At 61.2% G+C, this 9,954-nt stretch carries 14 protein-coding genes; 10 read left to right on the forward strand and 4 right to left on the reverse strand.

The features are described from left to right. The first annotated feature begins 26 nt into the window (after positions 1-26). From ACLPJJ_RS08940 to ACLPJJ_RS08970, 7 genes are read left to right on the forward strand one after another with little or no spacing between them, the layout of a single operon-like run. Positions 27-1,061: an ABC transporter substrate-binding protein gene (locus ACLPJJ_RS08940; RefSeq protein ID WP_443590626.1), complete on the forward strand. Its 1,035-nt coding sequence runs from the start codon at positions 27-29 to the stop codon at positions 1,059-1,061. Further along, complete coding sequence (locus ACLPJJ_RS08945; RefSeq protein WP_443590627.1) at positions 1,058-2,068, forward strand: fatty acid desaturase family protein; 1,011 nt, start codon at positions 1,058-1,060, stop codon at positions 2,066-2,068. The genes ACLPJJ_RS08940 and ACLPJJ_RS08945 overlap by 4 nt, the downstream gene beginning before the upstream one ends. After that, the gene (locus ACLPJJ_RS08950) at positions 2,068-2,844 is read left to right on the forward strand and encodes an N-acyl homoserine lactonase family protein (RefSeq protein ID WP_443590628.1); all 777 of its coding nucleotides are present in this window, start codon (positions 2,068-2,070) and stop codon (positions 2,842-2,844) included. The genes ACLPJJ_RS08945 and ACLPJJ_RS08950 overlap by 1 nt, the downstream gene beginning before the upstream one ends. Positions 2,845-2,876: 32 nt before the next feature. Next, entirely contained in the window at positions 2,877-3,083 is a 207-nt protein-coding gene (locus ACLPJJ_RS08955) for a hypothetical protein (RefSeq protein WP_443590629.1), read from the forward strand. Then, complete coding sequence (locus ACLPJJ_RS08960) at positions 3,023-3,643, forward strand: ABC transporter permease (protein ID WP_443590630.1); 621 nt, start codon at positions 3,023-3,025, stop codon at positions 3,641-3,643. The genes ACLPJJ_RS08955 and ACLPJJ_RS08960 overlap by 61 nt, the downstream gene beginning before the upstream one ends. Before the next feature lie 11 nt (positions 3,644-3,654). Next, positions 3,655-4,464 (forward strand): ABC transporter ATP-binding protein, encoded by an 810-nt coding sequence (locus ACLPJJ_RS08965; protein ID WP_443590631.1) that lies wholly within the window; start codon positions 3,655-3,657, stop codon positions 4,462-4,464. 1 nt (position 4,465) lies between these two features. Continuing rightward, positions 4,466-5,155, forward strand: a complete 690-nt coding sequence (locus ACLPJJ_RS08970; RefSeq protein WP_443590632.1) for a cysteine hydrolase family protein — start codon at positions 4,466-4,468, stop codon at positions 5,153-5,155. Between the two features lie 224 nt (positions 5,156-5,379). On the opposite strand, the gene ACLPJJ_RS08975 is transcribed toward ACLPJJ_RS08970, so the two are convergent. Beyond that, complete coding sequence (locus tag ACLPJJ_RS08975; RefSeq protein WP_443590633.1) at positions 5,380-5,832, reverse strand: hypothetical protein; 453 nt, start codon at positions 5,830-5,832, stop codon at positions 5,380-5,382. Between ACLPJJ_RS08975 and ACLPJJ_RS08980 the strand changes: the two genes are divergently transcribed. Continuing rightward, a complete protein-coding gene (locus ACLPJJ_RS08980; RefSeq protein ID WP_443590634.1) occupies positions 5,831-6,211 on the forward strand; it encodes a hypothetical protein in 381 nt (126 codons plus the stop codon). The genes ACLPJJ_RS08975 and ACLPJJ_RS08980 overlap by 2 nt on opposite strands. An 86-nt stretch (positions 6,212-6,297) precedes the next feature. On the opposite strand, the gene ACLPJJ_RS08985 is transcribed toward ACLPJJ_RS08980, so the two are convergent. Then, the gene (locus tag ACLPJJ_RS08985) at positions 6,298-6,969 is read right to left on the reverse strand and encodes a hypothetical protein (RefSeq protein ID WP_443590635.1); all 672 of its coding nucleotides are present in this window, start codon (positions 6,967-6,969) and stop codon (positions 6,298-6,300) included. 53 nt (positions 6,970-7,022) lie between these two features. Continuing rightward, complete coding sequence (locus tag ACLPJJ_RS08990; RefSeq protein ID WP_443590636.1) at positions 7,023-7,247, reverse strand: hypothetical protein; 225 nt, start codon at positions 7,245-7,247, stop codon at positions 7,023-7,025. A 261-nt stretch (positions 7,248-7,508) separates the two neighbouring features. On the opposite strand from ACLPJJ_RS08990, the gene ACLPJJ_RS08995 reads away from it, so the two are divergent. Together ACLPJJ_RS08995 and ACLPJJ_RS09000 are read left to right on the forward strand one after the other, a co-directional pair. Further along, positions 7,509-8,435, forward strand: a complete 927-nt coding sequence (locus tag ACLPJJ_RS08995) for an ABC transporter ATP-binding protein (protein ID WP_443590637.1) — start codon at positions 7,509-7,511, stop codon at positions 8,433-8,435. Then, positions 8,432-9,208 carry an ABC transporter permease gene (locus ACLPJJ_RS09000; RefSeq protein WP_443590638.1) on the forward strand — a complete coding sequence of 259 codons (777 nt, stop codon included), beginning with the start codon at positions 8,432-8,434 and terminating at the stop codon, positions 9,206-9,208. The genes ACLPJJ_RS08995 and ACLPJJ_RS09000 overlap by 4 nt, the downstream gene beginning before the upstream one ends. 650 nt (positions 9,209-9,858) lie before the next feature. Here the strand turns inward: ACLPJJ_RS09000 and ACLPJJ_RS09005 are convergent. Next, positions 9,859-9,954, reverse strand: a 96-nt coding sequence (locus ACLPJJ_RS09005; protein ID WP_443588716.1) for an IS3 family transposase, incomplete at its 5' end; no start/stop codon positions are given.

Genomic DNA, 9,954 nt, shown 5'->3' on the forward strand with positions numbered 1-9,954 from the left:
CCTTTAGCCGCCATAAGGATGCAACAATGACAACACGTCGTTCCGGTGTTTCTCATACTCTGCGACCGCTGCGCCGAGCCCTTCTGGGGGCTGCCGCCGGCTTGGCCCTGCTGGGCGGTTCTGCCGTGCCGGCCGCCGCCACCACCAAGGTCAATCTCGGCATCGTACCCTGGATTGGCTACGGGCCGATCTATGTCGCCGCCGCCAAGGGCTTCTTCGCCGCCAATGGCCTTGAGGTGAACATGGTCAATTTCGATGACCCCGCTGCCATTCCGCCGGCCGTCTATTCCGGTCAGGTGAATGCCGGCACCGAGACCTATGACCAGGTGATCGGTACCAACGCCAAGGGTTGGCACCTTAAGGTAGTCATGCCCATCGACTATTCGGCCGGTGCCGATGCCATGGTCTCCACCGACGACATTACTTCGGTCTCCCAGCTTAAGGGCATGAAGGTGGCCTATGCGTCGCTTACGCCGTCGGACTTCCTGCTGGGCTATGCGCTCAAGCAGGTGGGGCTGACCAAGAACGACATCACCTCCATCAACGTTCCCGCCGAGGGCGTGCCGGGCGTGATGGCGGGTGGCTCCGCCAAGGTGGGCGTAACCTACGAGCCGAGCGTCACGGGCATCGTAAAGGCGGATGGCGGCACCAAGTTCCACGTGCTGTTCTCCTCCAAGCAGGCGCCGGGCCTCATCACCGACGTGCTAGTGGTCACGCCCAAGAGCATCAAGAACGACCCGGCCATGATCACGGCCTTCATCAAGGCATTTGTGGAGGGCGAGGAGTACATCAAATCCAACCCCGAAGACGCCGACGCCATTATGGGCAAGGCGCTGGGCGAGGGCGCGGCCGATGCCAAGGCCCAGTATGCCGGGGTGGTGAACCCGCCTCTGGCCGAGATGCCCGGCGTGCTCGCCAAATCCGACAAACTGCCCTCCTTCTGGGCGTCGGGTCCGGTGATTGGCGATCTGCTGAAGGCCGAGGGGCAGATCCAGGCGGTGCCGCCGATTGCCGACACCTATGACGCCAGCTTCATCAATGCCGAGGCTGGTGTGAAATGAGCCAGTCGGCGCTGTTCCGGTATAAGGGCGGTGCGGCGCCGAATATCGCCGCCCTGGCTTATCTGGCCGTGGCGTATGGAGCGGGGCTGTGGCTCATCACGGCCCCCAGCCTCGCCGCCAACCTGCTGGGCACGCTGCTGGTGGCCCATGGGTTGGTGATAGCCGCCTATTTCATCCACGAATTCGCGCATGGCTCCATCTTCGCCAAGCCCGCGCAAAACGATGCCGCCGGCAAGGTGATGGCTTGGCTCACCGGCGCGTGCTTTGCCTCCTATGACGGGTTGAAGGAAAAGCATCTGCGCCACCATGCCGACCGGCTGGATGTCGTCACCTTTTCCTACCGCGACTTTTTGCGCCGCCAACCGGGCTGGGTGACCAAGCTCATCCTGGCGTTGGAATGGGCCTATGTGCCCGCAGTCGAGCTGCTGATGCACGGCTTCGTCATCGCCGCGCAGTTCACGCGCGGGAATGCCGAGCGAAAGCGGCGCGCGCTGATCATGCTGGCCTCGCGCCTGGCGTTTTTTGCCGTGTTGGCGAGCCTCGCGCCCAAGGCGCTGGTTTTCTACGTTGTCGCCTACATGATCTTCCTGCACGTCCTGCGTTTCATGGACGCTTTTCAGCACACCTATGACGTCTATGAGTCGAAGGGGCTGACCGCGGCACCTCCCGAACTGGTGCGCGACCGCGCCTATGAGCATGCCAACACCTACTCCAACGTGCTTTCGCTCTCGCACCCGGTGCTTGACCTGCTGACACTGAACTTTGCCTACCACAACGCGCACCACGCCCGTCCGGCGGTGCCCTGGTACGATTTACCCAGCCTGCACGCCAAGCTCTACGGCCAGGACCGCACGCAGGTGCTGGCCGCGATGTCGCTGTTCGCCACTTGGCACAAGAACCGCCTGCGCCGCGTGACCGACCCGGATTACGGCTTCGTGGCCGCCTCGGGCAACCGCGCCGCGCAATTCGTAGGCGCGGTGGGCGTCTCCTTCCTCACGGCGGTGTAATGACGCAGGTCCTCAAGTTCTGGCCGCTGCTCACCGGCACGCATACCTACGAGAAGACGGTGTCCACGCGCCATCGCGGCCAGGGCGAGATGATCACCGCGCCCATTCTTGCCTATCTCATCGAGACGGCGAATGGGCGCATCCTCTATGATGTCGGCTGCGACCACCGCAAGCTGCAGGACCCCGCCCTGCGCCAGCGGTTTTATGGCGGTTTTCCGTTTGAGCCGCCGGTGATGCGCGAGGAGGACAGGCTGCCCGCGCGGCTGGCGGTACTCGGCCTCTCCCCGAAGGATGTGGATGTGGTCTTTCTCGGCCATCTGCATTTCGACCATGCGGGCGGGCTGCATGACTTCTGCCATGCCGAATTGCATGTGCATGAGAAGGAGCTGGCCGCTGCGCGCGAGCCCGCCGACGACGCCTATTTCGCCGATGACTTTGCCGCCGTGAAATCCTGGCGCTGCGCATGTTGCGATTACGATCTGGTCCCCGGTGTGCGCGCCATTGAGACACCCGGCCATACCGCCGGGCATATGTCCATGCTGGTGGAGCTGCCGCAGGGTGCGCCAATTCTACTGTGCGGCGACGCCGCTGACCTCACCGAGAACTTGGAGGATGAGGTGGCTCCGGGCCTGTGTTACCGCGATGACGAGACGCAGGCCCTGGCCTCCATAAGAGAGCTGAAACAATTGGCGAAAGAGACAGGAGCTAAGCTATGGCCGAATCACGACCTGCCATTCTTTCTGGCGCACAACCGCTTTCCGCAGCCCCTCACGTAACGGCAAAACCCGCTCGCGCGCCGCTGTGGACCGTGCGCGGCACCATGGGCAAGACCAGCTACCGGCTGGTTGCGTTGGCCAGCTTTTTGCTCCTGCTGGTTGTGTGGTTCGGGCTCACCGCCTCGGGGTTCGTCGATCCCATGTTCCTTCCCGGCCCGGTGGACGTGGCCGAGCAGGCTTGGAACTGGGCTACACCGATGACCTGCTCGGCAATACCGGCATCTCCGTCTACCGCGTGATGGCCGGGTTCGCGCTCTCGGCCGTGATGGCCGTGCCTTTGGGGCTGTATATCGGCGCCTTCATGCCTGTGCGCGCCTTCTTTGAGCCGCTGATGGAATTTTCGCGTTACCTGCCCGCCGTGGCCTTTATGCCGCTGGTGCTGCTGTGGGCGGGAATTGGCGAGCCCTCCAAGATCGCGCTCATCTGGATTGGCACCTTCTTCCAGATGGTGTTGATGATCTCCGATGATGTCTCGCGCGTGCCGATGTCGCAAATTGAGGCGGCGCGCACGCTGGGGGCCACCAATGCCGAGTTGGTACACAAGGTTCTGCTGCGCTCGGCGCTGCCGGGCATTTTCGACACGCTGCGTCTCACTCTGGGCTTTGCCTGGACCTATCTGGTGGTGGCCGAACTGGTCGCGGCCAATTCCGGCGTGGGCTATGCCATTATGCAGGCGCAGCGCTTCCTGCAAACCGACCGCATCTTTGTGGGCATCATCGTCATCGGGCTGATCGGCCTCATCACGGACCAGACGCTGCGCTTCATCCACCGCAAGCTTTTCCCCTGGGCCCGCAAGTAAGGAGAACCGCCATGAGTACGCTCGCTGTTTCCCAGCTCTGCAAGCGTTTCGACAAATTCGAGGCCCTCGCCGACATCAACCTCAGCGTGGAAAGTGGAGAGTTCGTGGCGCTGGTGGGCGCCTCGGGCTGCGGCAAATCCACCTTGCTGCGCATAATCGGCGGGCTAGAGACGCACAGCTCCGGTGCGCTGCACATTGATGGCCGCGAGATTACTAGGCCAGGGCGTGACCGTGCCATGGTGTTCCAGGATTACAGCCTGTACCCGTGGCTGAGCGTGAGCGAGAATGTGCGTTTCTGTCGTGGGTTGAAGGCGTACCGCAAGAACCAGACCACCGCTGGTATAGGCGAGGCCATACGCCGGGCCAATCTGCTCATCGACCTGATGGGCCTCACGCGAGTGCGCGATTCTAGCCCCGCCCAGCTTTCGGGTGGGATGCGACAGCGTGTGGCCATTGCCCGCGCGCTTATGGCCCAGCCGGAATTTCTGCTCATGGACGAGCCCTTTGGCGCGCTGGACACGCAAACCCGCGAAGTGATGCACGATCTCATCCTGCATGTGAAGGAAAGCGAGCGTTGTGGCATCCTGTTCGTCACGCACGATGTGGAGGAGGCCGTGTATCTGGCCGACCGCGTGGTGGTGCTGGCCCCCAACCCCGGCCACGTGGACAGCGTGTGGAACATCAACCTGCCCGCGCGTTCGCAGGATCTTAAATTGGCTCCTGAATTTCTGTGTTATAAGCGGGAGATCACCCAGCGGATCCGCGCCACCTCGGGCATCGTCAGCGACCTCTCCGCCCTGCAGGCCCTCTCCGCCGCGTAAAATGTTCATTTCTGCCGAGCCGTATCCCTGGCCGCATGATGGACATCTGCGGCCAGACACCACAGCGCTGCTCATCATCGACATGCAGCGCGACTTTCTTGACGAGCAGGGCTATATCGCCTCACTGGGCTACGACCCGGCGCCGGCGCGTGCGCTCATTCCCGGCATTAAGGCGCTGCGTACCGCCGTTGCCACTTGGGGCGGGCTGGTGGTGCAGACACGCGAGGGACATCGGCCGGATTTGAGCGACCTGCCCGCCCACAAGGCATGGCGCTCGCGCCGGCTGGGGCCGGGCATAGGCGCGTCGGGGCCTTTGGGCCGGTTTTTGGTGCGCGGCGAGCCGGGCTGGGACATTGTGCCCGAGCTGGCGCCGCTGCCGGGCGAGGTGGTGATCGACAAGCCGGGCTATTCGGCCTTCGCCGCCACCGATCTGGAGCGCATTCTGGTGAGCCGCGGCGTGCGGCATCTCATCTTGTGCGGCCTCACCACCGATGTGTGCGTGCACTCCACCCTGCGTGACGGCACCGACCGCGGCTACGAGTGTCTGCTGGTAGGCGATCTGTGCGCCGCCACCGAGGAGGAGAACCACCGTGCCGCATTGGCGACCATCACCACAGAGGGCGGTATTTTTGGCGCCGTTGGCCAGGCGCAAGCATTATTGTCCGCCATTCAAGGGACTGAGACAGACTGAGCAATGCCGGTCTACTGTCGTCGCGCGAGAGCTGCCGAGAAGCCCGTATTAGCGGAAGCCCATATTCCATATTATGGAATGGCCACTTTCCACTAAGGCCCTTCCAAAAGCGGCTTAGCCGGCTGCGGCCCGACTTGGCCAAGCCCAGTCATCCCTTGGGACACCATGCCCTGGATAAGCTCTCGCCGCGCCCATCGCCTCCCCTTGTGCGTAATTAAAAAATCCTATTTCGTGGGATAGAGGTTGTAATTAAAACCCTGCGTCGCCGGTGGTGCCATACCCGGCCAACTTTGCGGGCGGCCGTAAAAGGCGTTGGCGATATAGTTGGCCACCGGAATATAACTGGGCGGGTTGGTCGCGGGCTGAGGTGCCACTGCTTCGCTCGGCGGCAGATAACTGCCGTGATCGTAGTCGATGTTGGAAGGCAGCGCGGGTAAGGGAATCTGCCACGGGCCATCGACAAGGGCGGCCTCAGATATTGAGGGACCGGCATAACCGAGTGCCGGTTCAAAAACCGGGTGGTCATCATGCAAAAGATCAGCGAGCGGATCGCCCAGCGGAAACGCCAATTTCAGCACATTGTCGCCCTTGGAGGCGAGCACGGAGAGGCTGGTGGCATTGCGCGCCGCGGCGGCATATTCCTGCACCAGACAGCTCTGGTTGATTGCACCGGCCATGAGCGTCACCGAGCGCGCCGGCCGGTCCAGCCCCAGCAAAGCCTGCAGTACTACGCGCGCGCCCAGGCTGTGCGAGGCGAACGAGAAGCTGCGTGCAGAGGCCAAAAAAAGTCCGGCAGAAGGTAGCGATCGCCTTGCCGGCGGCGATCGCGACATTTTCTTCGAAGGGGTAATCAACAACCGGTATAAAACTGTCGCCCGGCCAGAGCACGCCGATGGCGAGATCGCCGGCCGCCAAATTGAGCAGCGGGCGGAGGCGGTCATTCATCCGCGCCCCGGCGGCGAAATTGACGTTGAAGCCATGTACGATGAACAACAGGTTGCGTCCGCCGACCAATTGCGGAATGTTTGCCCAGGACACCGCGGTAAGGGACTTTAAGTCCGTGGCCGCGGCCCCTTGCAGCATGTAAGGCAGGTCCAGCACATAGCCACCGACCGTAAGTTGCCTCAAATTGAGATAGAGCGTCATTTGAGCAGGGCGCGCAATTGCCCGCTGCTTTGCACGGCGGTGTTAATGGCGGTGGTAAGATCCTTCACGACCGGTGCGAGCGGCGTGGCGATGGCGCCCATCACGGCGTAGAACAGCCAATTTACGGGCGTGCCCGGCGGGGTGACGGCGTAGCCGCCGATCAACGCCAGGACGATTCCGATGGCCGCCGCCAGAGCCTTGGCGGCGTTGCGGTAGCGCTGGTTGGCTTTCTCGTATGCAGCGTCAATGACAGCGCTGAGGATCGCATCCAGCCGCCCATAAATATTCACCTGCGGTGGGCTAAGATCGACCCCGTTGGCGATGTTTTCCGCGAGCAGGGCAAGCCCCGCCCCCGGCAGTCCGGTGGCGGCTTTCATCGCGTTCACGGTGGCAGGCGCAAAACCAAGCTTGATCAGCGCCTTGGCTTTTGCCTTCTGGTCCTCGATGGCGGTGCCATTAATCCACAGGCCATAAATCGTTGCGTAGGCCGCACCTTCCGGGATGGTGCTGAGCAGCGGCTCGAACGGTTTGAGTTGCTGTTTTATGGAGGCGTATCCGGTGTTGGAGACGCCCCCGCCAAACAGTTTGGTGGTGTCCACAAGCCCGGTCGCGGCCGTGCCGAGCGCGCCAACGGCGCTGATGATTTCAACGATTATTGTAATTTCCATGGGCAGCCTCGTGCCATCTACTGCCGCATCATGGGATGGTTTCGAAGTATATCTCAATGAAAATGTGCGGCGTTGAATGCATCCGTCCAATGCGTGGCGCCATCGACGCCCTGCGGCGGCGAGGAGCGCACAGTGATTGCTTGCGTGAACGTGACTTGCCGCGCGGGCGATGCGCTATCTGCATCCCGATAGGCTTCGCTGCGCATTAATAGAAAGCGATCGCTTTTCCGATAGCATCCGTCATGAGCGATATGGTCTGGTGCTGAAATGTCTTCCATGCCGGTCTGACCTGATGGCTTCTTTCCGCGTTGTTTGCAGGAAACCGGCTGGTCCGTTGCTGGCCCAAAACCGGCTTGCGGCGGGCTGCCGGTTCAAAGCGCTAACGCAATTTCACCCAGGGTCACACTTGGACGATGATTTACAATAAGCTCGATGAGTAGTCATGCACGGTAAAGCGAACTACTAATTATAACGTGAATTATGCACCGTAATGCCAAGATATCGTCACGTCCGAACATAAATCCCCAGCGAGCCTCTGCATGCCGCCAATCATCTCCGTCTCTGCCGTCCGCAAAACCTACAAATCTGGTTTTGTCGCCCTGGACAGTATCGATCTAGCGATCGAGCGGCAGGAGATTTTTGCCCTGCTCGGCCCCAATGGCGCGGGCAAGACGACGCTGATCAGCATCATCTGTAGCACGGTAAGCATGAGTTCGGGGCAGGTCCTGGTCGACGGACACGACATCGTGCGGGATTACCGGACCGCGCGCGCCTTGATCGGCCTGGTGCCGCAGGAGATCTCGCTCGATATTTTCGCAACTGTCTGGAACACGGTCAGTTTCAGCCGCGGCCTGTTCGGCTGCCGGCCAGACCCGGCCTATATCGAGCGTCTGCTGCGCGACCTTTCGCTGTGGGATAAACGCGACCAGCGCGTGATTGAGCTATCGGGGGGCATGAAGCGCCGCGTGATGATCGCCAAGGCGCTCAGCCACGAGCCCAAAATCCTGTTCCTGGACGAACCGACGGCGGGCGTGGACGTCAATCTGCGGCGCGACATGTGGACCCTGGTCCGCAATTTACGGGACAAGGGCGTCACCATTATCCTCACGACCCATTACATAGACGAGGCGGAGGAGATGGCTGATCGTATCGGAGTCATTTCGAAAGGGCGCATCCTGCTGGTGGAGGAGACGGCGGCGCTGGTCCGCAAGCTCGGCCGGCGCCAGCTTACCCTTGTGCTGCAGCATCCACTCGTAGCCATTCCTGGCGAATTGGCCCCCTGGAAGCTGGTGCTGGAGCAAGAGGGCCAGGTGCTCACTTACGGGTTCGATGCCAACGCAGAGGATAACGGCATTCCGGCGCTGCTGCGCCGCATGAGCGAGCTTGGCATTGATTTCAAGGATCTGGACACCAGCCGCAGCTCGCTTGAGGATATTTTTGTCAGCCTCGTGGAGCCCGCTTCGTGAGCGGGGCCTGGCTGAACCCCAATGGTATCTGGACGATCTACCGGGCGGAGATGGCGCGCATGCGCCGCACGTTCTGGCAGAGCATCGCGACGCCAGTCATCACCACTGTACTGTATTTCGTGGTGTTCGGCGGCGCCATCGGCTCGCGCATGCAGCATGTCGGCGGAGTCGGTTACGGCGCCTTTATCGTGCCCGGTCTCATTATGCTGACGCTCCTGACCCAGAGCATCGGCAACGCCTCCATCGCCATCTATTTCCCGATTTTCACGAAAACCGTCTATGAAATTCTATCTGCGCCGCTTTCCGCCATCGAGACAGTGTTCGCCTATGTCGGGGCGGCCGCTACCAAATCGGTCCTGCTGGCAATGATTATCTTAGGAACCGCGACCTTTTTCACGCCGCTGCATATTTTACACCCCTTCTGGATGGTGGCCTTCATGCTGCTCACGGCCGTCGCGTTCAGCCTGTTCGGCTTCATCATCGGCGTCTGGGCGCAGAATTTCGAGCAGCTCGCCATTGTCCCCGCCTTGGTGGTGACTCCACTCACCTTCTTGGGCGGCGCTTTCTATTCGATCGACATGCTGCCGCAGCCCTGGCGGACGCTGAACCTGCTCAACCCGGTCGTCTATCTCGTGAGCGGCTTCCGCTGGAGTTTTTACGGCACCGGCGACGTCGCAGTGGGGCTCAGCCTCGCTTTCACCGGCCTCTTCATGGCGGCATGCCTCGCCCTGATCTGGTGGATATTTCGTACCGGTTATCGGCTCAAACCATAAAGCGTTCAGCGGCTGTAATCATCCGTGACTGGAGCGCCGCTGTCGCGACCAGCCGGCCAACTTATGCCTTACCAGCCAAATGTGAGTTAGCAATTTGTTCTTGGCGTAGTTAACTCTCGGTGGTTGCGGGCCCCCGCATATAGGGATAGCCAGATTAGTTCCCATCTTGGCAGCACCCATTGGTGGGATGGATTGGATAGGCTCCCCAAAGCATCTGCGGCTCGGCCCACCGAATTTTTGCATCAGATTTTGTGTTCTTTTGTCCCCGTATAGTCCCGGACCGGCGATTAGTGATGCGGTCTGGACTTCAGCTCAGAGCTCAACCCGGTCAGTGTTCACCGCCAACCTGGATGCCCCATAGGGTGGAGAGTGGACATACCTGATCTGCCCCGTCGGGTGCGCTATGCGCCCAGTCCGGCTACCCCGGCACGAAAAGGCCGAGGCCGCTTAGCTGACCAGAAGGGCCGGAACCGGAACGGCGACTGCGGGTGACGCTTCAAAAAGAAAGCCGTGAAGCCGCAAAGGGGCTCCACGGCTTTGAGCGTGTTCAGAACGATCAGGTCATTCGCTGACCTGCCAGCCGGTCACCCTTTATGCGTAACCTAAAATTTCTGGCATCCTGAGCTGCTGCCGGTTTCGTGGACAGTAAGTTAAGCTAGCACGGCCTTGGCTTCGAATTCCATGGGGCTGAGATAGCCTAGCTTGGAATGGCGTCGTCTCGGGTTATAGAAGCGCTCGATGTAGTC

It is taken from the genome of Acidocella sp. (assembly GCF_052326845.1).
Classification (GTDB): Bacteria; Pseudomonadota; Alphaproteobacteria; order Acetobacterales; family Acetobacteraceae; genus Acidocella.

What these genes read in the sequence shown, in the direction of transcription:
- ACLPJJ_RS08990 (WP_443590636.1), bottom strand. Translation starts at nt 7,247, where the DNA reads ATGGAAGACATTTCAGCACCAGACCATATCGCTCATGACGGATGCTAT.
- ACLPJJ_RS08950 (WP_443590628.1), top strand. Translation starts at nt 2,068, where the DNA reads ATGACGCAGGTCCTCAAGTTCTGGCCGCTGCTCACCGGCACGCATACC.
- ACLPJJ_RS08970 (WP_443590632.1), top strand. Translation starts at nt 4,466, where the DNA reads ATGTTCATTTCTGCCGAGCCGTATCCCTGGCCGCATGATGGACATCTG.
- ACLPJJ_RS08975 (WP_443590633.1), bottom strand. Translation starts at nt 5,832, where the DNA reads ATGGCCGGTGCAATCAACCAGAGCTGTCTGGTGCAGGAATATGCCGCC.
- ACLPJJ_RS08940 (WP_443590626.1), top strand. Translation starts at nt 27, where the DNA reads ATGACAACACGTCGTTCCGGTGTTTCTCATACTCTGCGACCGCTGCGC.
- ACLPJJ_RS08980 (WP_443590634.1), top strand. Translation starts at nt 5,831, where the DNA reads ATGAGCGTCACCGAGCGCGCCGGCCGGTCCAGCCCCAGCAAAGCCTGC.
- ACLPJJ_RS08995 (WP_443590637.1), top strand. Translation starts at nt 7,509, where the DNA reads ATGCCGCCAATCATCTCCGTCTCTGCCGTCCGCAAAACCTACAAATCT.
- ACLPJJ_RS08985 (WP_443590635.1), bottom strand. Translation starts at nt 6,969, where the DNA reads ATGGAAATTACAATAATCGTTGAAATCATCAGCGCCGTTGGCGCGCTC.
- ACLPJJ_RS08965 (WP_443590631.1), top strand. Translation starts at nt 3,655, where the DNA reads ATGAGTACGCTCGCTGTTTCCCAGCTCTGCAAGCGTTTCGACAAATTC.
- ACLPJJ_RS08945 (WP_443590627.1), top strand. Translation starts at nt 1,058, where the DNA reads ATGAGCCAGTCGGCGCTGTTCCGGTATAAGGGCGGTGCGGCGCCGAAT.